This is a genomic window from Roseateles chitinivorans (genome assembly GCF_050632235.1).
Taxonomy (GTDB): Bacteria; Pseudomonadota; Gammaproteobacteria; order Burkholderiales; family Burkholderiaceae_C; genus Roseateles; species Roseateles chitinivorans_A.
Genome location: NZ_CP192584.1, coordinates 1,426,036 through 1,452,808 on the forward strand (window position 1 = coordinate 1,426,036; position 26,773 = coordinate 1,452,808).

Genomic DNA, 26,773 nt, shown 5'->3' on the forward strand with positions numbered 1-26,773 from the left:
CAGTGACGAGCTGTCGCGGAATGTGGCGGATTGTGGAAATCCGGTTCCCGAGCCGCCAGTTGTGGACTTCCACATTGGGGAAACACGTATCCCGCGAGGCCCGTCGTGCGCTCTGCGCAGCGCAGCACCTAGACTGCCGCCATGGCCGCGTCCCGACGTCTCCTCCACCTGCTCAAGCGCGCGAGCTGGGCCCTGCCGGTGCTGCTCGCGCTGGCCTTCGCCGCGTCGGTCGGCGTGTGGCTGCGCTTGAGCGACATGCGCGACCTGGAGGAGGAGCGGCTGACGTTGATCGCCGACTCGCTGTCGCTGGAGGCGCGCATCTCGGACTGGCTCAACGCGGAGCACGCGGCGGTGGACCGCCTCGCGCAGCAGCTGCCGGGGACCGTCGACGACCACATGCTGCTGAACCATCGCGCGGTGGCCGAAGGGCTGCGGCGGCTGTGGGTCAGCGTGACCGTGCTCGACGGCAACAACCGCGTCATCGCGCATGTGCCGCAGCAGGCGCCGCAGGCATTGGCGCCGTCGCGGGAACGCAGCGGCGTGAGCCTCGACGAGGGCGGCCTGACCGCGCATTGGAGCGCAGCGCGGCCGCAGGGCGGCCGGCTGGTCGTGCGCTTCGCGCCGAGCGCGCTGCTGCGGCAGACGCTGCCGTGGTGGCTCTCTCAGAAGTACGACGTGCGGTTGGTCGACGGGTTGGGGCAGCGCCTTGCACAGACCGGCGACGCGCTCGCGCTGCCCGACACGCAGAGCTACCGCGTCAGCGTCGATCCGGCGATGCGCGAGACCTGGCTCGAACTCAACACGCGCGTGCCACACCGCCCGTGGTGGTACACGCTGGCGGCGGCCTTGATGGGCGTGTTCCTGCTGCTGTCGGCGCTGGCCAGCGGCATGTTGCGCCGGCAGATGCGCGAGGTGCGGCGCGCCGAAGGCGAGGCGCGCACCGAGGCGGCGCGGCGCCGCGCGGTCGAGGACTCGCTGACGGTGGGCCTGCGCGGTCGCGACCTGGACGGCCGGCTGACGCATGTGAACCGCGCGTTCTGCGACCTGGTGGGCTACAGCGCGGAGGAACTGCTGGGCCAGCTGCCGCCGATGCCGTACTGGCTGCCCGACGAGATGGCGGACAGCCTGCGCCGTCACCAGCGCAACATGGCCGGCGGCGCGCCGCGCGAGGGCTACGAGGCGCGCTGGATGCATCGCGACGGCCACGAGCTGGACGTGATGATCTTCGAGGCGCCGCTGGTGGATGCGAACGGCGTGCAGATCGGCTGGATGGGATCGATCGTCGACATCAGCGCGCGCAAGCAGACCGAGGAGCGCGACCGTCGCCGCACGGAGGCGCTCGCGCACCAGGCGCGGCTGAGCACGCTGGGCGAAGTGGCCTCGGCACTGGCGCATCAATTGAACCAGCCGCTGGCGGCGATCGCCGGCTACAACGCGGGAGCGCTGCGCTCGCTGGAGCGTACCGGCCAGACCGACGAGATCGTGATGGAGGCGTTGCGCCGTCTGGGCGAGCAGGCGCAGGAGGCCGGACGCATCGTGCAGCGCATCCGCGCCTTCCTGACGCGGCGCGCGCCGCAGCCGGAGCGCTGTGCGGTGCCAGAGTTGGCGGCGCGGGTGCTGGCGCTGCTCAAGCGCGATCTGCGCGGCGTGCTCGTCGAGGTGACGATGCCTCCGGGCCTGCCGGATGTGCAGGCTGACGCGGTGCTCATCGAGCAGGTGCTGATCAATCTCGTCCGCAATGCGCTCGACGAGCTGCACGGCCGGCCGGGTTCGCAGGTGCGCATTGCCGCGCAACGCGTCGGCGAGCGCTTCGTGCGAGTGGACGTGGATGACAACGGCCCCGGCCTGCAGGGGCGCGGCATCGACCAACTGACGACGGCGTTCTACTCGACGAAGTCCGAAGGCATGGGCATGGGACTGGCGATCTGCCGTTCGGTGATCGAGGCGCACCATGGCGGCATGGAAGCCGGCGCGAGCGCGCTCGGCGGCGCAAGGATCAGCTTCACGCTGCCGCTGTGCCCGGGGCAGGGCGCATGCGACGGCAGCGAAACAATCAAGGAGGGCGCGCGATGAGCGACCCACAGGCGACGGTCCATCTGGTGGACGACGAGGCGGCGGTGCGGGACGCGCTGGCCTTCCTGATGCGAACGCACGGGCTGCGGGTGGAGCCGCATGCGAGCGGCCCGGCGCTGTTCGAGGCGCTCGACCGCGCGATAGAGCCGCACGGCTGCATCGTGCTGGACGTCCGGATGGAGCCGCTGTCCGGCCTGCAGGTGCACGACGAGCTGATCGCGCGCGGCGTGCCGCTGCCGGTGATCTTCCTGAGCGGCCATGGCGACATCCCGATGGCGGTGGACGCGATGCAGAAGGGCGCGCTCGACTTCGTCGAGAAGCCGTTCAACGACCAGGCGCTGGTCAACAAGGTGCAGCGCGCGATCGCGACGGATATTCACCGCTGGCGCGAGTCGCGCGCTCACGCGGACGTCGCCGGCAAGCTCGCCAGCCTGACCGACCGCGAACACGAGGTCGCGGTGCTGGTCGCGGCCGGCAAGCTCAACAAGCAGGTCGCCGACGAACTCGGCATCGCGATCCGCACGGTGGAGGTCCACCGCGCGAGAGCGTTCACGAAGCTGGGTCTGCGCTCCGCGGCGGAGCTGGCGACGATGCTGGAGCGGTTCGAGGTGAAAGGCGGTTCAGGCCGCCCGGATCACCAGTGACACGTTGCTGCCGCCGAACGCGAACGAGTTGCTGACCATCGCCTTCGACGGATCGAAGGCGCGCGGCTCGCGGATCACGTCGGCGATTTCCTCGAGTTCGCTCTTGCCGATGTGCGCGCTCGGCGGGAGTTCCCTGCGGCGCATTGCCTGGACACAGGCGACCAGTTCCAGCGCGCCGCCGGCACCGATCAGGTGACCGTGCAGCGCCTTGGTCGCGCTGACCGGCACGCCGCGCACGCCGAAGACGCGCGACAGCGATTCGGCCTCGACCGTGTCGCCGACGTCCGTCGCCGTGCCGTGCGCATTCACGTAGCCGACCTGTGAGGCCTCGATGCCCGCATCGGCCAGCGCGGCGCGCAGCGCGCGTTCCTGGCCGTCGGCGTCGGGCCGCGACAGGTGCACCGCGTCGACGCTATGTCCATAACCGGCCAGCACGGCAAGCGCCGACGCGCCGCGTGCGCGGGCGTGGCTCTCCGTCTCCAGCACCAGCGCCGCCGCGCCCTCGCCCAGCACCAGGCCCTTGCGCGCATCGTCGAACGGCCGGCAACTGCGCGACGGATCTTCCGGATCCGCCGGCGCCATCACGCCCATCGCCTGCCACGCGGCCACCGAACCCGGGTTCAGCATCGCCTCCGACCCCCCGACCAGCGCCACGTCCGCGCGGCCCTGGCGCAGCAGCATCAGCGCCTCGCCGATCGCCTGGGCCGACGAGGCGCAGGCGTTCGAGATCGTCAGCATCGCCGCCTTCAGCCCGTACTTCATCGCCAGGTGCGATGCGGCCGAGTTGCTCATCACCCGCACCACCGTGTACGGATGGATGCGCGGCGTCTCCTTCGTCAGGTGCTCGCCGTAGGACTGCTGCAGCGAATTCGAGCCGCCCAGTCCCGTGCCCCAGGCCACCGCCGAGCGCTCCGGCGTCGCGGACGACGCCGGCAGGCCGGACTGGGTCCAGGCCTCGCGCGCCGCGTGCAACGCCATCAGGCTGTGACGGTCGTGCAGGTTGCGCTGGGCCGGCGGCATGTCCTGTCCCAGCGGCAGCGTCACCGCCGCCGCCGCGAAGGGCACCACGCCGCGTGTAGGTTCCCCCGGCTGCAGCGTGATCCCCGACCGCCCCTGCGCCAGCGCCTCCGCCAGCGAGTCCGCGTCCGGGCCGAGCGCGCTGCACGCGCCGATGCCGGTGATCCATACCGCTTCCGGGCTCATGCCGGCACCGGCGCTCAGGCGGCGACGGCCGCGGGCGTGCCGCCGGCGTCGGCCTTGGCGGCCAGTTGCGAATCCACGATCGCGGCCAGGCCGACGATGGTCGGCTGCTTCATCGCGGTGTCGTGGTCGATCTCGATGTGGAACTTGTCTTCCACCGCGAACATGAAGTCGACCAGCATCAGCGAGTCCAGACCCAGTTCGGCGAAGGTGACGTCGTTCTTGAGCTCGTCGTCGTTCATGCCCAGCTCGTGGCAGGCGAGTTGACGGAGTTGGTCAAGCGTGTTGCTCATGGCGGAGGTCCTCGGTCGTGGTCAAAGGGGAAACGGAACTGGCGGGTGTCTCGACGGGCACCAGCCGCTGCAGGAACTGGCGCGCCGCCTGCGTGACGGCGCCGCGTTCGTTGTCCAGGGTCAGCATGTGATAGCTGTGGTGGAACCAGTGCACCTCCGGCGTCGTGGCCAGGTGGCGCTGCAGGTCCAGCACGGAACGCGGGCCGCTGACGTCGTCCTCGCTCGCATGCAGGACGACGGCGGGCGCGTCGATCTCGTGCAGCCGGCGGCGCACCAGGCGGATCATTCGCGACGCCTGGTACAGCGACGCGGCGGGCAGCCGGTCCGCGCCGGCCGCGGACACGTGGCTCGAATTCATCGCCTGCGCGACCCACTCGCGCAGCCGTTCGTTCTTGATGCCGTAAGGCGGCGTCTCGCGGAAGGCCAGCCACTGGCGCAGCGGCGGCACGTAGGCCAGCGGCAGCAGCCGGCGCCACGGGGAGACATTCCAGCCGTCGAAGTGCAGGCTGGTGGACAGCAGCATCAAGGCCGCCGCCGGGCGCTTCAGCGCGAGGGCCAGCGCCAGCACCGAGCCCATCGACAGGCCGCCGACGGCCACGCGGGCGTGCTTCGCGGCGAGCGCGTCGAAGTGCGCGGCGGCCATCTCGACCCATTGCTCGAACGGCGGGACCGGCGGGCGGCGGGGCTTGTCGGCGACCGGCGCGCCGGCGGCCGGGGGCACGACGCCGTAACCGTCCAGCGCGGGCGCTTCCACGACGTAGCCGGCGTCGCGCAGGGCGCGGGCCAGCGGCATCATCTCCAGCGGGTTGGCGCACAGGCCGTGCAGGAGCAGCACGGCGGGGCGCGGATCCTTGCGGAACGGCTGTGAGGGAACGTCGAGGGGGGCGGTGTTCGGCATGGACGGCAGTCTGTCCAAGCTCGCTGTTGCGGACTTGACAAGAACCTGTCCGAAACCTGTCAACGCCGTTGCCCTCAGGTTTCTGACAGGTGACGGATTGGCCCCTGCAAGGCTCTAGGCTTATGCTGACGCTCCATGCGAATCCTCCTGGTCGAAGACGATGAGTTCCTGGCGGAGTCCACCGCCCGGGCGCTGCGCTCGCAGTCCTGGGTCGTGGACGTCAGCGCCCGTGGCGAGCCCGTGCCGCTGTCGCTGCGCGAGGACCGTTACGACCTGCTGATCCTGGACATCGGCCTGGCCGGCATCGACGGTTTCGAGACGCTGCGGCGCGTGCGCGCCCAGGGCAGCACGACGCCGGTGCTGCTGCTGACGGCGCGCGATGCCGTCGAGGACCGCGTGCGCGGCCTGGAAGGCGGCGCCGACGATTACCTGGTCAAGCCCTTCGCGCTGAGCGAGCTCATCGCCCGTGCCCGCGCGCTGGTGCGCCGCAGCCAGGCCCGCACTGGCAACGAACTCAGACTCTCGTCGCTGCGGATGGACATGGAAGCCCGCCGCGCCTACATCGCCGAGGAGCCGCTGGCGCTCTCGGCCCGTGAATGGGACGTGCTGGGCTTCCTGCTGGCGCGTGCCGGCAAGGTGGTCGCCAAGGAGCAGATCGCGTCCGCCAGCAACGGCTGGGAGCAGGGCGTCAGCGACAACGCGATCGAGGTCTGCGTCTCGCGCCTGCGCGCCAAGATCGAGCCTGCCGGCCTGCAGCTGCGCACCGTGCGCGGCCTGGGCTACCTGCTGGAAGAGATGCCGTCCGCGCCGGCGGCCAAGGCCTGACCGGGGCATGATCGGATCGTTCCCTGGCGGCGGCCGCCGGACCTTCAGCCTGAAGCAGCGGCTGCTGATCTGGTTGATGGTGCCGGTCCTGGTCGCGGTCCCCGCGGCCGGTTTCATGCTGTACCGGGTGATGCACGACACGGCGATCTCCTGGCTCGACCAGGCGCTGGGCGACACCGCGCTCGCGGTCGCTGGCCTGCTGAGAGAGCGCGATGGCCAGGTCGTCGTCGACGTGTCGGCGCCGACCGATCGTGCGTTGCGCTTCGACCGCACCGACCGCATCTATTACCTGGTCCTGGATCCGGCCGGCGAAGTGCTGCTCGGCGACGTGCAGCTCGCCCGCCTGAAGCTGCCCAAGCGCAAGCCCAATGAATGGTTCTTCTCGCTGGCGACGCTGGACGGCGAATCGCTGCGGGCTGCGGCGCTCGGTGCCAACTGCGGGGGCGGACACGTCTGCCAGGTCCTGGTCGCCGAGACGCTGAACAAGCGCGACGCGCTGCAACAGCAACTGCTGCTGGTCGTCGGGCTGTTGATCGGCGGGATGGCCGTGCTGCTGGCGGGGGCCGGCTGGTGGGCGACGTACCGCGGCCTGAGGCCCCTGTCGCAGCTGAGCGCGGAACTCGAGGAGCGCGACCTTGCGCGACTGGAGCCGTTGCAGCCGGACGTGGCCGCAGAGCTGCGGCCGTTGATCGCGGCGTTCAACCGGCTCTTCGAGCGGCTGCGCCGGGCGTCCTCGGCGCAGCAGGATTTCCTGGCCAATGCGGCGCATCAGTTGCGCACGCCGCTGACCTCGCTGCGGACCGAGATCGACCTGGCGCTGCTGGAGCCGCACGATCCGCAGATGGAGCCGGTGCTCAAGCGTCTGCAGGGCTCGGTGGACCGCAGTGCGCGGCTGGCGACGCAGATGCTGTCGATCGCGCGCGCCGAGGCCGAGCCGGGTGGGCGTGAGCAGCCGGTGGACCTCCGGGACATCGCCGCGCAGGTGGCGGAGGACTGGGTGCCGCGCGCGCTGCAGGCCGGCGCGGACATCGAGTTCGAGCTGGAGAGCGCGCCGATGCTGGGGCAGAGCTTCCTGTTGCGCGAGCTGCTGTCCAACGTGCTGCACAACAGCCTGAACTACGCCGGTCCGAATCCGCGCATCACGGTGCGGACCGGCAGCGAGGGCGACTGGTCGCGCATGGAGGTCGAGGACAACGGTCCCGGCATTCCTCCGCAGGACCGCGAGCGCGCGCTGCGCCGCTTCGAGCGCGGCAGCGAGTCCAAAGGGACGGGCAGCGGCCTGGGCCTGGCGATCGCGCTGGACATCGCGCAGCGGCACCGCGGGAAGCTGGAGCTGCTGGACGCCACCCAGGGTCAGGGCTTGCGGGTGCGGTTGAGCGTGCCGAAGCAGCCGGCAACGGCCTGATCGATCCGGTCGCGACGACCGATGCCCAGGTCCGTTTCGCGCTCGATGGACTTGATGTCTCAGGTTATTGCCGCTTGACCTTCGGAACGAACTGGGGCGAGAGGCCTTCGCAGTCCACCTGTTCGCAGTCGTACCAGGCGCATTCGTCGAAGCGGCAATCGCCGTTCAAGTTGTCCTTGACGAATTTGCAGTTCACGAATCGGCACCGCGTGAATACGCACCCGGCGAATCCGGTTCCCCGGAAGACGCAATCGACGAAATCGACTTCCACGAACACGGCCGTGTTGAACAGCCCCCAGTACCAGGAGGAGTTCCTGAAGGTGCAGCGCACGGCGACGCCTTCGAACCCGTTGCCCTCGACGTCCAGTCCGTCGAAGGTGCAGTAGCGGAAGACGTCGTCCAGCAACTGGTACTTGAGCGCCGACTTGCCGGTGAAATCGGTGCTTTCGTGGAGTGAAGGCATGGCGGCGATCGTAGTGCCTGGATGAGCGGGTCCGAGGGGGATGGTGTTTGAAGGCGATCAGCGAATCGAATCGAACACGATTGCATCAAACATCCGCTGCAGCTTCTCCATCCGCGTCGGTGCCAGGAATTGCCGTGCCCACGCCAGTCGCCCCAGCACCGCCGATCGCAGCGCGGGATCGACGTTCGTCGAAGTACCGAGCCGATGCAGCTCGGCCTTCAATCGATCGAAGTCCTCGCGCGCGAGGTTCGGCTTCGTGTTGACGACGACACCGGTGACCTGCTGCCGGCCGCCGGAGGTCATCGCACGGGTCTTGTCGCGACGCAGCTGGAAGCCCTCGTCCTCGACGATTGCTTGCACCCAGGCGCGGAGCTCGCGTTGATCGCGGCGCAGCGTTGCCGGGCCTGAGAACACGAGGTCGTCCGCATACCGCGTGTAGCGCGCTCCGAAGCGATGGGCGAGTCCGTCCAGCCGCAGATCGAGCGGGAACGCGCAGAGATTGGCCAGCGCCGGCGAGGTCGGCGCGCCCTGTGGCAGGTGCGGCGAGGCGAGCCGCCTGGCGCCGTCGGCATCGATCGAGCCGTCTTCCCGCAGTCGCTCACGGATCGGTGCCGGCGTGCGCGCGATGCAGAGCGTCGTCAGCCGCTCGACGACCGCGTCGGAATACCCCAGCGTCCGGAAGGTCGCCGCGATCCGCGCGCGTCCGATGCTGGGGAAGAAGTCGCGCAGGTCGAAGCGGATGACGAAGTCCTGACCGGCGTGCACCGTCGCATTCGTCGCGACATTGCGGCCCGGTACAAAGCCATGGGCTGCCTCGTGACACGGCAAGGTGTTCAGCAGGCCGTCGAGCACGCGGCGTTGAACAGTCTTCAGACGTGGCAGAGGCGCCTCGATCAACCGCAAGCCACCCCGTCGTTTCGGCACGAGCAGGCAGCGGTAGTGCGGCGTCGGCGCGACATGCGGTCGCCTCGGCGTGGCGACTGCCTCTCGGTAGTGCCGTGCAGCGCCGGCGAAGTGATCGAGCTCGTCCAAGCTCAGGCCGAGCCAGACCGCCAAGTCGGCCTCCGTCGGCCAGTCCGGCAGCACCAGGTGTTCCAGCGCGAAGGGCAATGGCCGCATGCGCGAGGGCCGCAGCAGCAGGCGGCGCACGGTCGGGCGAGGGAAGCGCTCGAGATCGAAGCCCTCGTGGAAGGCATCGATCGCCATCAGCGCCTCGGCGAGGCTCCCGATCGAGTGCGCACGCCATACCGGTGTCGTCCATCGCGCGAGCGCCAGGCACAGCGGCTTCAACCAGGGTCGCGCGGCTATGCCCAGGCATTGCTCGGCGCGCGCCTGCAGCGCATCGGCCTCGCGGGCGCGTGGCGACGCGTCGTCCGTCTGCAATGCGCGGGCAAGCGCCAGCGCGATCCAGCGGGGACAGGTCAACGGCGCGGCAACGGTCATCGGCGGCGGGCATTCCTTGTCGCCACCGCGAGCGCGGCGACGGGGGCAAGAGGTGACCCCGGATGCGCCGCCAACTGGCCGGTCTCGACCGATACAGCTCCGCGCGGCAGCGTGGTGGGGTATCGGCGCCGGATGGATAACGAAGAAGAGCGCCGCGGGGAAACCCCGCGGCCGGAGGCGCGAACGCTTCCGAAGGCTTGGCGGCGACCGGAGGTCGGCGGCGATTATGGGTGCGGGCCGCGACGTCGCTCAAGCGTCGTCGTCAGGGCGTGAAGGCTCACGCCGCGCTCAGTACCGCCTGCTTCGCCGCATTCGGTTCCAGCGGAATGTATGCCTCGTCCGACTCGTTGCGCTTGGCCTCGCAGCTCGCGACCAGCTGCTTCTGCCAGACCGAATGACGCTCGAACAGCTCCGCGATCCAGTCGACGAACACGCGCAGCTTGGTGCTCAGGTGCCGGTTCGGCGGGTACACGACGTACAGCGGCAGCGGATCCGACTCCCAGTCGCAGAGGAAGGGCACCAGTTCGCCTGCGTCGATGTGCGGCTTGATCATGAAGTAGGGCGCCTGGATCACGCCCAGCCCCGTCAGCCCCGCCGTCATGTACGCGTTGCCGTCGTTGACCGACACCTTGTAGTGGCCGTAGATCTCGTAGCGCTGGCCGTTCTTGCTGTAGTCGAACGGGAAGCGCTTGCCGGTGCGCGTCGAGAAATAGCTGACCACGTGATGCTGGTCCGACTCCAGGTCCAGCGGATGCTGCGGCAGCCCGTGCTGCTGGATGTAGGCCGGCGAGGCGCAGCAGCCGTAGCCCCAGTCGCCGATGCGGCGCGCGACCAGCGACTGGTCGGTGATCTCGCCGCCGCGCACGACGCAGTCGACGTTGTCGCCGATCAGGTCCACCGGACGGTCCGACACGCCGAGGTCGATCTGGATGTCCGGATGCCTTGCATAAAACTCCGGAAGTGCGGGGATCAGCAGCAGGCGCGCCACGGACGAGGCCACGTCGACGCGGATGCGCCCTTTCGGCGCCGCGCGTGCATGCGACACGGAGCCTTCGAGTTCCTCGATGTCCGACAGCAGCCGGGTCACGCGCTCGTAATACGCGGCGCCATCGGGCGTCACGCTCACGCGCCGCGTCGTGCGGTTCAGCAGCTTGACCTTGAGGTGGTCCTCCAGCGACTGGATCAGCCGCGTCACCGCGGTCTTGGGCAGGTCCAGCGATTCCGCCGCCCGCGTGAACGTCCCCGCTTCCACGACGCGCGCGAAAGCCTGCATGGCATTGAGCTTGTCCATCCTTGAACCCCTTGACCCTGACTGCTGCGGGCTTGCCGCGACTTCTCCGACACAACGGCGCGTCTGCGCGCGCGCGAGGTCGCCATCCTGCCCGATCGATTGTTTCGTCGATGAAACGCTGAAGCGCGTCCCGGGCTATTTATCGGACGGCGTCCGTTGTCTAAATTTCGCTGCATTGCAACATGACCGGTCTGCCCCCACGGGGAGCAGGCCTTTGGCCCTGCCATGGACGCGCTGCCGCTGACCTCCTGCCACGACGACCTCCTGCCCGCCGGCGACGGCGTGGTGCCGGTGCGCGTGTACAAGAGCGCCGCCCGCCGCAAGGACGCGCCAGTCGTCATGCACCTGCACGGCGGCGCCTTCACGAGCGGCGACCTGGACAGCGGCGAACTGGTCTCGCGACTGCTGGCGGACGCGGGCGCGGTCGTCGTCGACGTCGACTACCCGACCGGCGAGGCGACCGTGTTCCCCACCGCGCTGAAGACGCTGGACGCGCTGCTGGCCGGCGTGCACAAGGCGCGGGCCAAGCTCTCGGGCAAGGGCGCGCCGCTGATCGTCGCCGGTGAAGAGGCCGGCGGCAACCTGGCCGCCGCGCTGGCGCTGATGGCGCGCGACCAGGGCCACCGCAAGCTGTCCGGCCAGATCCTGATCGGACCGATGCTCAATCCCTGCATGGGCACCGCCTCGCTGCGCCAGGCCGATGCCGGCTACGGCGAGTGCCGCTGGATGCACGGCTGGCGCGCCTACCTCGGCGAGTGCGAGGACGGCGACCACCCCTACGCGGCCCCCGCCGCCACCGGCCGCCTGTCGGGCCTGGTGCCGGCGCTGGTCGTCAGCGCCGACGACGACCCGATGCGCGACGAGGCGCTCGCCTATGCCCGCGCGATGAAGCGCGCCGGCGTCGACGTGCAGCAGGCGCTGATCGCCGGCCCGAGCGGCTGGCCCTGCAGCCTGATGAAGCTGCCCTCGCTGTCCGCCCTCCAGCTGCCCTGGGCGAGCGCCCTGCGCCAGAAGCTGGCCGATTTCCTGTCCCTGATCCCACCGGCCGGCAAGAGCCGACTGCAACCCGCCTGACCCCAAGAGCCCTCAAAGAACTCCCAACGTCTACCCCCGTCACCGGAGCACCTCACCATGAACAAGAAGATCTTTGCCACCTCGCTCACCGCCGTCGCCGCGGTCGTCGGGGCCCTCGTCGTCGGTCTGCACAGCCAGCAGGCGGTCGCCAATCAGCCGCCGGGCGCGCCGCAGGCGATCCCCGTCTCCGTCGCCACCGTCGCGAGCCAGGAAGTGGCCGCGTGGGACGAGTTCTCGGGCCGCCTGGAAGCGGTCGAGCGCGTCGACGTCCGGGCCCGCGTGTCCGGCGCCGTGCAGTCGGTGCACTTCCGTGAAGGGGCGCTGGTCAAGGCCGGCGAGCTGCTGATCACGATCGATCCCGCGCCGTACCAGGCGGAGGTCGACCGCGCCGAGGCGCAGGTGCTGGCGGCACAGGCCCGCGTCACGTATTCGAAGAGCGAGCTGGAGCGGTCCACCCGCCTGTGGAGCGAGCGCGCCATCGCGCAGCGCGAGCTCGACGAGCGCAGCAACGCGTCGAATGAAGCCAACGCCAACCTGCGCGCCGCGCAGGCCGCGCTGCAGTCGGCCAGGCTGAACCTCGGCTACACGCAGGTGAAGGCGCCGGTGGCCGGTCGCGTCGGCAAGCTGGAAGTCACGCAGGGCAACCTCGTGGCCGCCGGCCCGGGTGCGCCGGTGCTGACGACGCTGGTCTCGGTCAGCCCGATCTACGCCAGCTTCGATGCCGATGAAGGCACCGTCGCCCGCGCGCTGAGCGAGCTGCACGGCAGCGGCAAGGGCGCCGTCTCGGGCGACCTGTCGAGCATCCCGGTCCAGATCGGCACCGCGGCCACCGCGGACACGCCGTTCACCGGGAAGCTGCAGCTGATCGACAACCAGGTCGATGCCCGCAGCGGCACGGTGCGCGTGCGCGCGGTGCTGGACAACAAGGACGGCGCGCTGATCCCGGGTCAGTTCGCCCGCATCCGCCTGGGCCAGTCCAAGACGCGTGCGGCGGTGCTCGTCAACGAGCGCGCGGTCGGCACCGACCAGAGCAAGCGTTTCGTCATGGTGGTCGGCGCGGACAACACGCTGAGCTACCGCGAGGTCCTGCTGGGCGCCAACGTCGACGGTCTGCGCGTCGTCACGTCGGGCCTGAAGGCCAACGAACGCGTGGTCGTCAACGGCCTGCAGCGGGTGCGCCCGGGTGCCCTGGTCGCTCCGACCATCGTCCCGATGAACGCCAAGGCCGAGATCCAGGCCAAGGACGGCACCCCCAAGGCGGACAAGTCCTGACCTGATCCCGAAGGGACGGGCAAGACCTGTCCCCCTGGGGCTACGGACAGCCTTCGGGGCGGCGCGACGCCGCCCGCGGGGGACCCTTTGCCGTTTTCTCCAGTCGAATTGAAAGACTGACATGAATCTCTCCAAATTCTTCATCGACCGCCCGATCTTCGCGGGTGTGCTGTCGGTGCTGATCTTCGTTTCCGGGCTGCTCGCCGTGCGCGTGCTGCCGATCTCGGAATACCCGGAAGTCGTGCCGCCGCAGGTGGTCGTCCGCGCGCAGTACCCTGGCGCCAACCCGAAGGTCATCGCCGAAGCGGTGGCCACGCCGCTCGAGGAATCGATCAACGGCGTCGAAGGCATGCTCTACATGGGCAGCCAGGCGACCACCGACGGCCTGATGACGCTGACGGTCACCTTCAAGCTGGGCACCGACCCGGACAAGGCCCAGCAGCTGGTGCAGAACCGCGTCTCGCAAGCCGAGCCGCGCCTGCCCGAGGAGGTCCGCCGACTCGGTCTGACGACGGTCAAGAGCAGTCCCGACCTGACCATGGTCGTGCACTTGCTGTCGCCCAACGACCGCTACGACATGACCTACCTCCGCAACTACGCGGTGCTGAACGTCAAGGACCGCCTGGCGCGGATCCAGGGCGTGGGTCAGGTGCAGCTGTTCGGTTCGGGCGACTACTCGATGCGCATCTGGCTGGACCCGCAGAAGGTGGCGGAGCACGGCCTGTCGGCCAGCGACGTCGTCCAGGCGATCCGCGAGCAGAACGTGCAGGCCGCCGCCGGTGTGGTCGGCGCTTCGCCCGGCCTGCAGGGCATCGACCTGCAACTGCCGATCAACGCGCAAGGCCGCCTGAACAGCGAGCAGGAGTTCGGCGACATCATCGTCAAGTCCGGTGCCAACGGCCAGGTGACGCGTCTGCGCGACCTGGGCCGCATCGAACTGGGCGCCGCCGAATACGCGCTGCGCTCGCTGCTGGACAACAAGTCCGCAGTGGCGATCCCGATCTTCCAGGCGCCGGGTTCGAACGCGATCGAGATCTCGAACAACGTGCGCGCCACGATGGCCGAGTTGAAGAAGGCCATGCCCGAAGGCGTGGACTACTCCATCGTCTATGACCCCACGCAGTTCGTGCGGGCGTCCATCGAGTCCGTCGTCCACACGCTGCTGGAAGCGGTGGCGCTGGTCGTGCTGGTCGTGATCCTGTTCCTGCAGACCTGGCGCGCATCGATCATTCCGCTGCTGGCGGTGCCGGTGTCCATCATCGGCACGTTCGCGGTGATGCATCTCTTCGGTTTCTCGATCAACGCGCTGTCGCTCTTCGGCCTCGTGCTGGCAATCGGCATCGTGGTGGACGACGCGATCGTGGTCGTGGAGAACGTCGAGCGCAACATCGAGGCGGGCCTGAGTCCGCGTGAGGCGACCTACCGCGCGATGCGCGAAGTGTCGGGCCCCATCATCGCGATCGCGCTGGTGCTGGTCGCGGTGTTCGTGCCGCTGGCCTTCATCACCGGCCTGACGGGCCAGTTCTACAAGCAGTTCGCGCTGACGATCGCGATGTCGACGGTGATCTCGGCGGTCAACTCGCTGACGCTGTCGCCCGCGCTGGCCGCGATGCTGCTCAAGGGCCACGACGCGCCCAAGGACTGGCTGACCCGCGCGATGGACAAGGTGCTGGGCCGCTTCTTCGGCGGTTTCAACAAGCTGTTCAACCGCGGCGCCAAGGCCTACAGCGGCGGCGTGACGAAGGCGATCTCCCGCAAGGTGATCATGCTGATCGTCTACGGCGGCCTGCTGGCCCTGACGGTAGGCCTGTTCAAGGCGGTGCCGAGCGGCTTCGTGCCGGCGCAGGACAAGCAGTACCTGATCGGCTTCGCGCAGCTGCCGGACGGCGCCACGCTGGACCGCACGGAAGACGTGATCCGCCGCATGAGCGAGATCGCGATGAAGACCCCCGGCGTCGACCACGCCGTGTCCTTCCCGGGCCTGTCGATCAACGGCTTCACCAACAGCTCGAACTCGGGCATCGTCTTCACGCCGCTGAAGCCTTTCGACGAGCGCACCGGCAAGGGCCTGTCCGCCGGCGAGATCGCGGGCAACCTGAACGCGCAGTTCGCGCAGATCCAGGACGCCTTCGTCGTGATGTTCCCGCCCCCGCCGGTGCAGGGTCTGGGCACCACGGGCGGCTTCAAGTTCCAGCTGGAAGACCGCGGCGGCCTCGGCTACGAGGCGCTGGACGCGGCGGTCAAGGCCTTCATGGCCAAGGCCCAGAAGGCGCCGGAACTGGCCGGTCTGTTCAGCAGCTACCAGGTCAACGTGCCGCAGCTGTATGCCGACCTCGACCGCACCAAGGCGCGCCAGCTGGGCGTGGCGGTGACGGACGTGTTCGACACGATGCAGATCTACCTGGGCTCGCTGTACGTCAACGACTTCAACAAGTTCGGCCGCACCTACACGGTCCGTGTGCAGGCGGACGCCGCCTACCGCGCCCGTGCCGAGGACGTCGGTCTGCTGAAGGTGCGTTCGGCCTCGGGCGAGATGGTGCCGCTGTCGGCGCTGATGAAGGTCCAGCCGAGCTTCGGTCCGGAACGCGCGATGCGCTACAACGGCTTCCTGTCGGCCGACATCAACGGCGGCGCCGCGCCCGGCTATTCGACCGGCCAGGCGCAGGACGCGGTCGCGCGCATCGCCGCGGAGACGCTGCCCCCGGGCATCAGCTACGAGTGGACCGAGCTGACCTACCAGGAGATCCTGGCTGGCAACTCGGGCGTGTGGGTCTTCCCGCTGGCCATCCTGCTGGTGTTCCTGGTGCTGGCCGCGCAGTACGAGAGCCTGTCGCTGCCGGTGGCGATCATCCTGATCGTGCCGATGGGTCTGCTGGCCGCGATGACCGGCGTGTGGCTCAGCCACGGGGACAGCAACGTCTTCACGCAGATCGGGTTGATCGTGCTGGTGGGGCTGTCGGCGAAGAACGCGATCCTGATCGTGGAGTTCGCCCGGGAGCTGGAATTCGCCGGCAGGACGCCGCTGCAGGCGGCCATCGAGGCAAGCCGGCTGCGTCTGCGTCCGATCCTGATGACGTCGATGGCGTTCGTGATGGGCGTGCTGCCGCTGGTGCTGGCGAGCGGTGCCGGCGCCGAGATGCGCAACGCGATGGGCGTGGCGGTGTTCGCCGGGATGATCGGGGTGACGGCCTTCGGCCTGTTCCTGACGCCGGTGTTCTACGTGGTGATGCGTCGCCTGACCGGCAACAAGCCGCTGAAGCAGCACGGCGAGGTGCCGCACGACGTCGAGGCCTTCGTGCAGCCCGAGCAGGGCGCGGGTCACGACTTCGGACCGGGCGGCAATGCCCGTCCGCATCCCGCCGCGCCGCGCCACGAGCACGAGTAACCCGCCATCCTGATCCACGACACCTGGAGTTCCGCCGCACGGCGGGCTCCGGGGCCGGCGGAGTCCTCAGCGGCTCCGTGCGGCTCCAAGGAGTGATGCCATGAAAACGAAACTGATGATGACGACGCTGCTGGCGGCCCTGGTGCTGGCCGGTTGCGCGACACCGCCGCCGATCGACGAATCGCGCCTGCCGGCGACGCCGGCGGCCTTCAAGGCGCAGGCCGCCCAGGCGACCGCGACGGTGGGCGAGGCGCGCTGGGCGGTGGCCCCGCCGGCCGATGCCGAGCCGCGTGGCGACTGGTGGCTGGCGTTCGGCGATGCGACGCTGAACGATCTGATCCGCCGCTCGCTGGTCAACAACAACGACCTGCAAGGCGCCGTGGCGCGACTGGCGCAAGCCCGCGCGCTGCTGCGCAGCACGAATGCGGATCGCCTGCCGCAGGTCGGCGCGAGCGCCGGCGCCTCGCGCGGCACGGTGGCGGGCCAGGGCCCGGCCGCCTCGACGGTCTACAACGCTGGCCTGGGCGCGAGCTGGGAGGTCGATCTCTCCGGCCGTCTGTCGGAGGCGACCCGTGCGGCGTCGCTGGACGCGCAGTCGCGTGAAGCGCTGCTGCAGTCCACGCGGCTGATGGTGCAGGCGGATGTGGCGCAGACCTACCTCGCGCTGCGCTTCGCCGACCAGGAACGCCGACTGGTCCGCGACACCGTCGCGGCCTACCGCGAGACGCTGTCACTGACGCAGCGTCGTTATCAGGCGGGCGACGTCGCCGAACTGGACCTGGCGCGCGTGCAGACGGAAGTCGCCTCGACGGAAGCCGAGGCGATCAGCCTGGACCGCCGTCGCGCCGAACTGGAGAACGCGCTGTCGGTGCTGCTGGGTGAGCCCGCCTCGGGCTTCAAGGTGGCGGAAGACACGGCGCTCGCGCCGCTGCCGTCGATTCCCTCGGGTCTGCCGAGCACGGTGCTGGCGCGTCGCCCTGACGTGGCCGCGTCGCAGCGTAGTCTGCTGGCGGCGCAGTCGCGGGTGGGCGTGGCGCAGGCCGCGTGGTTCCCGAGCCTGACGCTGACGGCCAACGGCGGCTACGCGTCGCCGGAGCTGAGCGACGTGTTCCGCTGGTCGGCGCGCGCGTGGTCGGTGGATGCGCTGTTGTCGCTGCCGATCTTCGACGGTGGCCGCCGCAAGGCGGGCGTGGAGTCGGCGAAGGCGGGCCTGGACCTTGCGATGTCGAGCTACCGCCAGCAACTGCTGCAGGCGCTGCGCGAGGTCGAGGACTCGCTGGTCGGCCTGCAGACCTTGTCGCAGCAGGCGGAAGTGCAAGGGCAGGCGGTGCAGTCGTCGACGCGGGCGACGGCGCTGTCGGACTCGCGCTACCGCAACGGGCTGGTCAGCCAGCTCGACCTGCTCGACGCGCGCCGCAGTGAGCTGCGCAACCGCCGCGCGGCGCTGCAGGTGCAGGCCGCGCAGTACCAGGCGACGGTCGGACTCGTCCGCGCCCTGGGCGGCGGCTGGACCACGCCGGCCTGAGCCCCGGGCCGGGCAAGACCCGGCCCCTTTCAAATGCGACCGGACCTTTACCGGTGCCCCTTTGGGCGTGCAGCGATGCACGCCCTTTTTGCTTTCGTGGCCTGCCCTGGCTTGAAGGCTTGCAGCGCGCAACCCTGCCTAGAATCTCCTCAACCGAAAGGAAGCATGAAAACGGTCTGGATCATCGACGGCGCCTACCTGTTCAATGTGGGTCGCGGCCGTCCGTTCGATTACCTGAAGCTCAAGAACGAGCTGGTAGAGCGCAACGGTGGTCCGATCTACGAGAGCTACTACTTGAACTCCACCCGCGACCTGGCAACGGACCAGCAGAACGCGTTTCACACGTGGCTCAAGGCAGCGCCGCCGCGCGGGCCGAAGATCCGCGTCCAGCTGTACGAGATGAAGAACCTGCATCTTCAATGCCCGGATTGCGGCGTGCAGTTCGACCGCGAAGTGCAGAAGGGCGTGGACGTCGCGATCGCGACGCTGCTGATCAAGCTCGCGGTGCAGAACGTCTATGACCGGCTGATCTTGTCGGCGGGCGACGGCGATTTCGAAGAGGCGATCTCGTACGTCAAGTCCGATCTCAAGAAGGAGGTCTGGGTCAGTGGGTTGCAGGCCAATCTGTCGACCGATCTCCAGTCCTACGCGGACGAGGTGGTGTGGATGGACGATCTCTATCCGGCGATCGCCAGGTGAGTCGCGACGGCGACGCGTGCGCGTGAATGAGCTGATGGGAGAAGTTGACGCATGGCGACAACTATTTACCAAGGATCATTCAAATCCCTTCTCCGCGCACCCGCTCAGCTGGCCGCGGACGTAGATAGCCCTCCGGATGCGAAGAGATGCGAGTTCACCCTTCTTTCTTGCCTATCCACCGATCTTGCGTCTTCATGATTCCAGTCAGCACTGTGGCAAGAATGAGGTGGGCGTCCTGGTCCTTCTGCAAACTCCGCTCGTTGAGCGACAGGGGTTCGATCGATACCTTGCGTGGATGGCGCGACAGTGATCACGTCGACCAAAGGCGAGCGAGGTGAGCAATGTTCAGGAACGGAATGCGCCCGATCCACCCCGGCGAAATCCTCCTGGAGGACTACATCAAGCCCATGGGCATCAACGTCCATGCGTTGTCGAAGGCTCTGCACGTGCCGTACTCGCGGCTGCGCGAGATCGTCGGCGGACAGCGCTCGGTATCTCCGGACACCGCGTTGCGCCTGGAGCGCTACTTCGGCAGTGACGCGCAGGGCTGGCTGAATCTTCAATCCGCCTACGACCTGCGACTCGCCGAGAAGGCTGCGGGTCGGATCATCAAGCGCGAGATCCGTCCGATGGCTGTGGCAGCCTGAGCCGACAGCCGCTCAGCAATGCCCACCCGCCCGCGCCCTCAACCGGCGCCAGCCCGCGCGCATGAGCCACGTCCCGATCCCCGCCAGCAGCAGCACGATCACGAATGCCCCGCCGGCTCCCGCCGGCGCGCCTGCGCCCTCCGCGGCGCCGATCAGCGGCTTGATCGCGTTGTAGCCCGCCACCACCGCCGCGATCCAGAGGACCGCTCCGCCCAGGAACTGCCCCAGCGCCACCAGCTTGTTCATCCCGTCACTCCGTCCACGTCGGACACTGCAATGTGTGCAGCCTAACGGGCCTCGCGGCTGCTTCGCTCAAAGCCCCTCGGTGAGGAACGGCATCACCGCCGCGAGCAGCGCGTCCGGCGCTTCCTCCGGGATGTAGTGACCGCAGGGCAGCGGGCCGCCGTCGACGTCGGCCGCGACGCGCTGCCATTCCTTCAGCGGGTCGAAGCACTTCGCCACCACGCCCTGCGCGCCCCAGTACACGCGCAGCGGCATCGCCAGCGTCGCGCCGGCCTCGCGATCCGCGCGGTCGTGCTCGAGGTCGATGCCCGCCGCGGCGCGGTAGTCCTCGCACATGCCGTGCGCGGTGCCAGGCATTGCCAGCGCGCGTTGGTACTCGGCGAACGCGCGCGGATCGAAGGCCGACAGGCCCGCGTGCCGCCGGCCCATCACGTCCAGCGCGTACGCCGCCGGGTCGGCCTCGATGAGCCGCTCCGGCATCGGCGCTGGTTGGATCAGGAAGAACCAGTGCCAGTACGCCCGCGCGAAGGCCTCGGTGGTCTGTTCATACATTGCCAGCGTCGGCGCGATGTCCAGCAGCGCGAGGCGCTCGACCGCATTCGGATGATCCCCCGCCATCCGGTGTGCGACACGCGCGCCGCGGTCATGCGCCAGCACGCGGAACCGCACATGACCCAACGCGCCCATCACGGCGATCAGGTCCAGCGCCATGCGACGCTTGCTGTAGTTGCCGTGGTCCTCGTCGCCCGCGGGCTTCGAGGAATCGCCGTACCCGCGCAGGTCCGGCATCACGACGGTGAAGCGCGCCGCCAGCGTCGGCAGTACGCGGTGCCAGATCACCAGCGTCTGAGGATGCCCGTGGATCAGCAGCAGCGGCGGACCTTCGCCGCACACGCGCGCATGGATGCGCACGCCGGGCTCGGTCTCCACGGACAGCCGTCGCGTCGACGCGGGGAACAGGGCATCGGCCGGATGCGGCTCGACGGTGAAGTCCGCCGCGAAGGCAGAGGAGCCGACGGAGGCGGCGATGGAGGAGGGCGCGCTCATGCGCCGATGCTAGGCGCGTCGTCCTCGTTCCCGCTGTCGGGAACGAGACACATCGCCCGCGAGCGCCGCTCCCACGCCGCGAGCGCCACCAGCACCGCGCAGGCGAAGGCGCTGGTCGCGACCGCCGGCCAGTCGTGAACGAAAGGCCCGGCTGCCGCCAGCACGATCACCGCCACGCCGTGCGACCACGGCCAGCGCCCGACGACCGCCCGCTTGAACAGCCCCACGCCGATCACGTAGATCGCCACGCCGCCGAGCAGGCACAGCGCCGTCTTCAGGTCGGTGTGGCCGTCCGGATGCGCCAGCACGAACTCGTCCGCTGCTGCGTTGACGATGATCCCCGCCACGATCGGCAGGTGGATGTAGGTGTAGGCCAGCCGCGCCAGCCTGCCCGGGTCATCGCTGTGGGTGATGCGGCCCGTCGCGAAGTCGTTGGTCGTGTCGAAGTAGAGCCACCACAGCGCGATGCTCCCGGCGAAGGACACCAGGAAGGCGAGCAGGCTCATCGTCGTCAGTGGCTCCTCCGCGAAGGTCGCGCCCGTCACGAGCAGCGACTCGCCCAGCGCGATGATCACGAACAGCGCGCAACGCTCGGCCAGGTGACCGCCGGAGATCGTCCAGTCCGCCGTCGTCGAGCGGCCCAGACCCGGAACGAAGAAGCCCGCCGACGGTCCTACGACCTCGATCGCCAGCGCCGCCACCCACAGCGGCACCCGCAGCGCCGGGATCAACGCGCCGGCGATCCACAGCGTCGCCGACACGATCAGCCACGCCCCGATGCGCTGGAAATTGCGCACCAGGCCGGCGTCGGCGCCGCGTGCCGCCCAGAGGAAGAACAGCGTCCGCCCGACCTGGATCGCGGTGAACGAGGCCGCGAACATCAGCGCGCGTTCCCCGAAGGCCTGCGGCAGCGAGACCGACATCAGCAGCCCCGCCAGCATCATCGCGAACAGGCAGATCCGCACCGGCAGGCGCTCCGGGTCCAGCCAGTTGGTGACCCAGGAGGTGAAGATCCACACCCACCAGACCGCCGCCATCAGGAAACCGGTCTGCAGCGCGCCGGTCAGCGTGACGCCGTCGTGCGCGAAATGACCGATCAGCGTGTGCGACAGCTGCGTGACGGCGAAGACGAAGACGAGGTCGAAGAACAGCTCGACGAAGCTGACCTTGGCATGGCCGTGCGGGTCGGGTTGGCGCAGGAGCGGGATCGGGATCGGGGGCATCCCCGGACTGTCGCATGCGGGCACCGCCGGACCACCGGGGCCGATGCTGGCTTGACGGCAATCGCACGGCCATCCCCATAATCGCCGCCATTGCCCGCCGGCCCAGCCGCCGCCACCGCCGGTCGAGTTCGCGTTTGATCGCGCGCTTTCGCGCGTCGTCGCGTGCCGCGCGTGGCGTTCGCGCCATGCTTCCCGTCTTCGAGACCGACCCGCCCGAGCCGTCGCATGCGTTCCTCCGCCGAGCCGATCCACCGCACCCGCCTCGGTCGCGGCGTGGGGCTGCTGATGGCGGCGCTGCTCGCGATGGCGGCGATCGTCGCGCTGCTGGCCGTGCGCGCCCGCGCGACGCTCGACGACCTGCGCCGCGCCGACCGCATCAACACCGTCCTGTCGGCCATGGTCCTGTTGACGGAGGACCTCCTGAATGCCGAGACCGGCCAGCGCGGCTATCTGCTGACGCAACGCGCCAGCTACCTGCAGCCCTATCGCGATGCCGTGCGCAATCTCGACCGCCGCGTGGAGGAAGTCCTGGCCCGCGACGAGGAGGCCGCCCACGCGGCCCGCCTCGCCCGTGTCCGGGAGCTGGTCCAGCTCAAGATGACCGAGATGAACCAGACGATCCGTCTGAACGATTCCGGCCGCCATGAAGAGGCGCTGGAACTGGTGCTCGGCGACCAGGGCCTGCACCACATGGACGAGCTGCGCGACCTGCTGGGCGAGCTCACCTCCTCGCTGCGCGCCGAGCGGGCCGCGATCAGCGAGCGGCTGTCCCGCGAGGCCGGTTTCACCGAACTGCTGATGCTGGCGGGCCTGGCGATGCTCGCGCTGTTCACGGTGCTGGCGACCTCGCAGGTGCTGCTGCGCTCGCGCGACCTGCTGCGGACGCAGAAGCGGCTGCGCGGCATCGCCGACAACGTGCCCGCGCTGATCAGCCATTACGACGCGAAGGGCCGGCTGCGTTTCGCCAACGCGGAGGTCGGGCGCGTCTTCCACACCGATCCCGGCAGCCTGGTCGGCAAGACGCTGGACGAACTGCGCGGCGCGGAGAGCGCCGGGCAGATGCAGCCCTTCGTCGAGCGCGTGCTGAAGGGCGAGGCCGTGGCCTTCGACGTCGAGCAGATCATCCGCGGCGAGACGCTGCACTTCCACCAGAGCTTCGTGCCCGAGCTGGCCGGCGGCCGCGTCGAGGGCTTCTACGCCTGCTCGATGGACATCACCGAGCGCAAGCGCGCCGAGACCGTGATCGCCGCCAGCGAGCGCCGGATGAAGGCGATCACCGACAACCTGCCGGTCTTCATCACCTACATCGACGCGGAGCGCAAGCTGCGCTACACCAACGAGACGATGCGGAGCTGGTTCGGCCTCGATCCGCAGGCGGCGCTGGGCCTGCACATCGACGACGTCTTCGGTGTCGCCAGCACCAGTCAGCGCAGCGCGCAGCTGGCGCTGGCGCTGGGCGGCGAGCGCGTCGAGTTCGAGGTGACCTCGACGATGCTCGGCAAGCAGCGGCACCTGCGCTCGATCTACGTGCCCGATGCCGGACCGGACGGGCGCGTGCTGGGCATCTTCACGCTGTCCATCGACGTCACCGTCATGAAGCAGGCGGAGGCGCAGCTCGCGCGGCTGGCCAGTTCCGACGCGCTCACCGGACTGCCGAACCGGCGCGAGTTCGACCAGGCGCTGGACGGCGCGCTGGCGCGGCAGCGGCGTCACATGCGCGAGGGCCGGGTGCTGGCGCTGCTGTTCCTGGACGTCGACCGCTTCAAGTCGATCAACGACACCCATGGTCACGGTGTCGGCGACACGGTGCTGCGCGACTTCGCGGCCGTGCTGCGGCGCGCCGTGCGCGGCAGCGACCACGTCGCGCGCATCGCGGGCGACGAGTTCGTCGCGGTGCTCGAAGGCCTGAACCGGCCCGAGGAAGCCGAGCAGGTCGCGGCCAAGATCATCGAGGCGGTGCGGGCCGCGCGGCCGGCGGGCGTCGCGATCACCGCCAGCATCGGCATCGCCAGCGTCGCCGACGGCGACGTGCCGGCGGCGGAACTGATCGCGCTCGCCGACCGGGCGCTGTACCAGGCCAAGCACCAGGGCCGCGACGGCTGGGCGGCCCTGGGATGGCCTGGTCCGGACCAGCGGCGCTGACGCCCCCGACCATTGCCACGCGCGTTGCCGCGCCCCGGCCACACGCCTCGCGGCGATCGGCGATGATGGCCGGATGAAGATCTCCCGATCCCTTCCGGGTGTCCTCATCGCCGCTGTGCTGGGCCTGGGACTCTCCGCCGTCGCCACCGTCTCCGCCGTGACCGCGGCGTCCGCACCCTCGGTGCCCCCGGCGTCATCTCCCGCCGGCGATCCCGCGGCACCCGTGCTGCGACCGCTGACCAACGACATCGCCGAACGCGTCCAGGCCTGCACCCTGTGCCACGGCGCGCAGGGCCGGGCGACGACGCAGGGCTACTTCCCGCGGCTCGCGGGCAAGCCATCGGGTTACCTCTACAACCAGCTGCAGAGCTTCCGGGACGGGCGTCGTCATCACGCGCTGATGGCTGGACTGCTGCGCAACATGAGCGACGACTACCTGCGTGAGATCGCCGGCTACTTCGCCGCGCTCGACGTGCCCTATCCGGCGCCGGGACCGTCGGGCCTGAGCGCGGAACAGCAGGCGCGCGCCGAGCGCCTGATCCTGCAGGGCGATCCGGCGCGCAAGGTTCCCGCGTGCACGGCGTGCCACGGCCCGTCGATGGCGGGGCGCGAACCCGCGATCCCCGGGTTGCTCGGACTGCCGCGCGACTACCTCGTCGGACAGCTCGGCGCGTGGCGCAGCGGTCTGCGACGCGCGCATGCGCCCGACTGCATGGCCGACGTGGCGAAGGCGCTGTCGACCGACGACATCGCGGTCGTCGCCAGCTGGCTCGCCGCGAAACCCGCCGGCGCGCATCCGGAGCCGCCGTCGACGACGCCCTTGCCGGTCCAGTGCGGAGGGCTCGCGCCATGAACGGGGACATGAACGGGGACGCGACCTCCAGGCAGACGTCCGATGCGGCACCGATGAAGCGCTTCGTCCGGCTGCTGATCGGCATTGCGATCGCGGTACCCGTGATGGCGTTGCTGCTGCTCGCCGGCGCGTGGGGGCGGGAGCTCTGGCTGTCGGGTCGGCCGGTGCCCTCCGGCGCCGCGGAGACCAGCCCCGCGCTGGTCGCCCGCGGCGCCTACCTCGCGGGGATCGCCAACTGCGCCGGCTGCCACAGCCCGCGCGGCGGCGCGCCGCTGGCTGGCGGACTGCCGCTCGGCACGCCGTTCGGGACGCTGTTCAGCAGCAACCTGACGCCCGATCCCGAAACCGGCCTCGGCCGCTGGAGCTCCGACGACTTCTGGCGCGCGATGCATCACGGCCGCAGCCGCGACGGTCGGCTGCTCTACCCCGCCTTCCCGTACACGAGCTACACGGCGATGACGCGCGAGGACGCCGATGCGATCTTCGCGTGGCTGAAGCAGCAGCCGGCCGTGACGCAGACGGCGCCGCCCCATCAGCTCGGCTGGCCGTACCGCTGGCAGTCCGCGCTGGCGGTCTGGCGGCTGATGTACTTCACGCCGGGTGATGCGCCGTCGCACGACGAACCGGGCGTCGATCGCCGTGCGACGCAGGGCGCCGCCGGCCAGGCGACGCTGGAGCGAGGTCGCTATCTCGTCCAGGCCGTCGGCCATTGCGCCGAATGCCATGCGCCGCGCAACCGGCTCGGCGCGCTGCGGGATGCCGCGGGACTGCGTGGCGGCTGGGTCGGCGTGCAGGGATGGATCGCGCCCTCGCTGGCCGATCCGCACGCGGCGGGCGTGCAGGACTGGTCCGAGGCGGAGGTGCGCTCGTGGCTGCGGACCGGCTGGTCGACCCAGGGCGCGGCGCTCGGGCCGATGGCCGACGTCGTCGCGGAGAGCCTCCAGCACCTGACCGACGCCGACGCGCAGGCGATGGCCGTGTACCTGCGCGGCCTGCCGCGCGAGGGATCGCCCGCGGCGGAGTTCAAGCCGGCCACGTCGGGGCAGCTGGATCTCGGCCGTCAGGTGTACGCCAAGCACTGCGCCGACTGCCATGGCGATCAGGGGCAGGGCCGGCGGATCGCTGGCGAGCCGGCTTATCCGCCGCTCGCGGGCAACCGGACGGTCACGCTGGACGCGCCGCAGAACGTGCTGCAGATGTTGGCCGACGGCGGCTACGCGCCGACGACGCCGGGACATCCGCGTCCCTACGGCATGCCGCCGCTGAGGCAAGTGCTCACCGAGGCCGAGATGGCGGCCGTCGCGACGCTGATCCGGCAGAGCTGGGGGAACCAGGCGTCGGCGGTGACGGAGCAGGAAGTGCTGCGCCTGAAGTGAGGGGTGGCGAAGCGCAAAAAGCGCACGAAAACGCACGAAAAGGGGCCCAGGCTCGCGCAACGGGCGCGGCATATGGGGACGGGCTCCCCACGATTTCAAGATCTTGAAGCCCGGCTTCTCGCACCTAGGTTGGGATGCATGGCGGACGACGTTCCGCCGCGACCCACCCGCAGGATGCCAAGGAGCCCCGCATGTACCGTCAACTGTTTGCCCGTGAGCTGTTCAACGACCTCGACCGCTTCCAGCGCGAGATGAGCGGCCTGTTCGAATCCACCGCTGGCCGCGGCACCCGCGCGGCGGCTATCCGGCCCTGAATGTCGGCCTGTCGCCGGAAGCGGTGGAGGTCTACGCCTTCGCGCCGGGCCTGGATCCCGCCACCATCGGTGTCGACCTGGATCGCGGCGTGCTGAGCCTGTCGGGCGAACGCGTATCCTCGCTGTCCGAAGGGGCCAGGAGCGACGCAGCCACGGCTGCTGCCGCTGAAGGCGAGGCCGCCGCGCCCGCCGCGAAGGCCGCCGACAAGACCGTCGTCCATCAGCGCGAGCGCTTCGCCGGCAAGTTCCGCCGCGTGGTCAGCCTGCCCGACGACATCGATCCGGAACAGGTCTCGGCCTCCTACAAGGACGGCGTGCTGCGTGTCAGCGTCAAGCGCCGTCCCGCGCCGCAGCCGCGCCGCATCGACATCCATTGAGTCGAGGACCTCGACGTCCATCGATCCCAGACACGAACCGAACACGAGTCGAAAGAACACC

The 26,773-nt window shown here is 69.7% G+C and carries 24 protein-coding genes; 15 read left to right on the plus strand and 9 right to left on the minus strand.

Annotated features, from left to right (window positions below; genetic code table 11):
* Window positions 1–141 precede the first annotated feature (141 nt).
* Together ACQ859_RS06450 and ACQ859_RS06455 are read left to right on the plus strand one after the other, a co-directional pair.
* On the plus strand, window positions 142–2,073 hold the full coding sequence (locus ACQ859_RS06450; protein WP_431265075.1) for a sensor histidine kinase: 1,932 nt from the start codon (window positions 142–144) through the stop codon (window positions 2,071–2,073).
* Window positions 2,070–2,717, plus strand: coding sequence for a response regulator transcription factor (locus ACQ859_RS06455; RefSeq protein ID WP_088404916.1), 648 nt, complete (start codon window positions 2,070–2,072; stop codon window positions 2,715–2,717). The genes ACQ859_RS06450 and ACQ859_RS06455 overlap by 4 nt, the downstream gene beginning before the upstream one ends.
* Here the strand turns inward: ACQ859_RS06455 and ACQ859_RS06460 are convergent.
* The 3 genes from ACQ859_RS06460 to ACQ859_RS06470 are packed head-to-tail and all read right to left on the minus strand — an operon-like array spanning window position 2,694 to window position 5,108.
* Window positions 2,694–3,920, minus strand: coding sequence for a beta-ketoacyl-[acyl-carrier-protein] synthase family protein (locus ACQ859_RS06460; RefSeq protein WP_431265076.1), 1,227 nt, complete (start codon window positions 3,918–3,920; stop codon window positions 2,694–2,696). The genes ACQ859_RS06455 and ACQ859_RS06460 overlap by 24 nt on opposite strands.
* Window positions 3,921–3,934: 14 nt before the next feature.
* A complete protein-coding gene (locus ACQ859_RS06465; RefSeq protein WP_431265077.1) occupies window positions 3,935–4,210 on the minus strand; it encodes an acyl carrier protein in 276 nt (91 codons plus the stop codon).
* Window positions 4,194–5,108 (minus strand): alpha/beta hydrolase, encoded by a 915-nt coding sequence (locus tag ACQ859_RS06470; RefSeq protein WP_431265078.1) that lies wholly within the window; start codon window positions 5,106–5,108, stop codon window positions 4,194–4,196. The genes ACQ859_RS06465 and ACQ859_RS06470 overlap by 17 nt, the downstream gene beginning before the upstream one ends.
* Window positions 5,109–5,243: 135 nt before the next feature.
* Between ACQ859_RS06470 and ACQ859_RS06475 the strand changes: the two genes are divergently transcribed.
* Window positions 5,244–5,933, plus strand: coding sequence for a response regulator (locus ACQ859_RS06475; RefSeq protein ID WP_431259274.1), 690 nt, complete (start codon window positions 5,244–5,246; stop codon window positions 5,931–5,933).
* Between the two features lie 7 nt (window positions 5,934–5,940).
* On the plus strand, window positions 5,941–7,338 hold the full coding sequence (locus ACQ859_RS06480; RefSeq protein ID WP_431265079.1) for a sensor histidine kinase: 1,398 nt from the start codon (window positions 5,941–5,943) through the stop codon (window positions 7,336–7,338).
* A 64-nt stretch (window positions 7,339–7,402) separates the two neighbouring features.
* Here the strand turns inward: ACQ859_RS06480 and ACQ859_RS06485 are convergent, their stop codons facing one another.
* From ACQ859_RS06485 to ACQ859_RS06495, 3 genes are all read right to left on the minus strand, one after another.
* The gene (locus tag ACQ859_RS06485) at window positions 7,403–7,801 is read right to left on the minus strand and encodes a pentapeptide repeat-containing protein (RefSeq protein ID WP_431265080.1); all 399 of its coding nucleotides are present in this window, start codon (window positions 7,799–7,801) and stop codon (window positions 7,403–7,405) included.
* Between the two features lie 57 nt (window positions 7,802–7,858).
* A complete protein-coding gene (locus tag ACQ859_RS06490) occupies window positions 7,859–9,244 on the minus strand; it encodes a reverse transcriptase family protein (protein WP_431265081.1) in 1,386 nt (461 codons plus the stop codon).
* A 277-nt stretch (window positions 9,245–9,521) separates the two neighbouring features.
* Window positions 9,522–10,535: a LysR family transcriptional regulator gene (locus ACQ859_RS06495; RefSeq protein ID WP_431259269.1), complete on the minus strand. Its 1,014-nt coding sequence runs from the start codon at window positions 10,533–10,535 to the stop codon at window positions 9,522–9,524.
* Window positions 10,536–10,760: 225 nt separating this feature from the next.
* Here ACQ859_RS06495 and ACQ859_RS06500 point away from each other — a divergent pair, with 225 nt between their 5' ends.
* The 6 genes from ACQ859_RS06500 to ACQ859_RS06525 all read left to right on the plus strand — a co-directional run bounded on the left by ACQ859_RS06500 (window position 10,761) and on the right by ACQ859_RS06525 (window position 19,137).
* Window positions 10,761–11,609, plus strand: a complete 849-nt coding sequence (locus tag ACQ859_RS06500; protein ID WP_431259268.1) for an alpha/beta hydrolase fold domain-containing protein — start codon at window positions 10,761–10,763, stop codon at window positions 11,607–11,609.
* A 57-nt stretch (window positions 11,610–11,666) separates the two neighbouring features.
* Window positions 11,667–12,881: an efflux RND transporter periplasmic adaptor subunit gene (locus ACQ859_RS06505; protein WP_431265082.1), complete on the plus strand. Its 1,215-nt coding sequence runs from the start codon at window positions 11,667–11,669 to the stop codon at window positions 12,879–12,881.
* 121 nt (window positions 12,882–13,002) lie between these two features.
* Complete coding sequence (locus tag ACQ859_RS06510; protein ID WP_431265083.1) at window positions 13,003–16,266, plus strand: efflux RND transporter permease subunit; 3,264 nt, start codon at window positions 13,003–13,005, stop codon at window positions 16,264–16,266.
* Window positions 16,267–16,366: 100 nt separating this feature from the next.
* Window positions 16,367–17,791 (plus strand): efflux transporter outer membrane subunit, encoded by a 1,425-nt coding sequence (locus ACQ859_RS06515; protein ID WP_431265084.1) that lies wholly within the window; start codon window positions 16,367–16,369, stop codon window positions 17,789–17,791.
* Between the two features lie 165 nt (window positions 17,792–17,956).
* Window positions 17,957–18,490, plus strand: a complete 534-nt coding sequence (locus ACQ859_RS06520; RefSeq protein WP_431265085.1) for an NYN domain-containing protein — start codon at window positions 17,957–17,959, stop codon at window positions 18,488–18,490.
* A 356-nt stretch (window positions 18,491–18,846) separates the two neighbouring features.
* Complete coding sequence (locus ACQ859_RS06525) at window positions 18,847–19,137, plus strand: HigA family addiction module antitoxin (protein WP_431265086.1); 291 nt, start codon at window positions 18,847–18,849, stop codon at window positions 19,135–19,137.
* Window positions 19,138–19,149: 12 nt separating this feature from the next.
* On the opposite strand, the gene ACQ859_RS06530 is transcribed toward ACQ859_RS06525, so the two are convergent.
* From ACQ859_RS06530 to ACQ859_RS06540, 3 genes are all read right to left on the minus strand, one after another.
* Window positions 19,150–19,383 carry a hypothetical protein gene (locus tag ACQ859_RS06530; RefSeq protein WP_431050162.1) on the minus strand — a complete coding sequence of 78 codons (234 nt, stop codon included), beginning with the start codon at window positions 19,381–19,383 and terminating at the stop codon, window positions 19,150–19,152.
* Between the two features lie 66 nt (window positions 19,384–19,449).
* A complete protein-coding gene (locus ACQ859_RS06535) occupies window positions 19,450–20,427 on the minus strand; it encodes an alpha/beta fold hydrolase (protein ID WP_431265087.1) in 978 nt (325 codons plus the stop codon).
* Window positions 20,424–21,650: a low temperature requirement protein A gene (locus tag ACQ859_RS06540; RefSeq protein ID WP_431265088.1), complete on the minus strand. Its 1,227-nt coding sequence runs from the start codon at window positions 21,648–21,650 to the stop codon at window positions 20,424–20,426. Before ACQ859_RS06540 ends, ACQ859_RS06535 begins: the two co-directional genes overlap by 4 nt.
* A gap of 225 nt (window positions 21,651–21,875) precedes the next feature.
* On the opposite strand from ACQ859_RS06540, the gene ACQ859_RS06545 reads away from it, so the two are divergent.
* The 5 genes from ACQ859_RS06545 (at window position 21,876) to ACQ859_RS06565 (ending at window position 26,712) form a co-directional block, all read left to right on the plus strand.
* A complete protein-coding gene (locus ACQ859_RS06545; protein ID WP_431265089.1) occupies window positions 21,876–23,792 on the plus strand; it encodes a diguanylate cyclase domain-containing protein in 1,917 nt (638 codons plus the stop codon).
* Between the two features lie 73 nt (window positions 23,793–23,865).
* Window positions 23,866–24,645, plus strand: a complete 780-nt coding sequence (locus ACQ859_RS06550) for a c-type cytochrome (protein WP_431265090.1) — start codon at window positions 23,866–23,868, stop codon at window positions 24,643–24,645.
* Window positions 24,642–26,021, plus strand: coding sequence for a c-type cytochrome (locus ACQ859_RS06555; RefSeq protein ID WP_431265091.1), 1,380 nt, complete (start codon window positions 24,642–24,644; stop codon window positions 26,019–26,021). The genes ACQ859_RS06550 and ACQ859_RS06555 overlap by 4 nt, the downstream gene beginning before the upstream one ends.
* Window positions 26,022–26,212: 191 nt before the next feature.
* Entirely contained in the window at window positions 26,213–26,335 is a 123-nt protein-coding gene (locus tag ACQ859_RS06560; RefSeq protein ID WP_431265092.1) for a hypothetical protein, read from the plus strand.
* 23 nt (window positions 26,336–26,358) lie between these two features.
* The gene (locus tag ACQ859_RS06565) at window positions 26,359–26,712 is read left to right on the plus strand and encodes an Hsp20/alpha crystallin family protein (protein WP_431265093.1); all 354 of its coding nucleotides are present in this window, start codon (window positions 26,359–26,361) and stop codon (window positions 26,710–26,712) included.
* Window positions 26,713–26,773 lie beyond the last annotated feature (61 nt).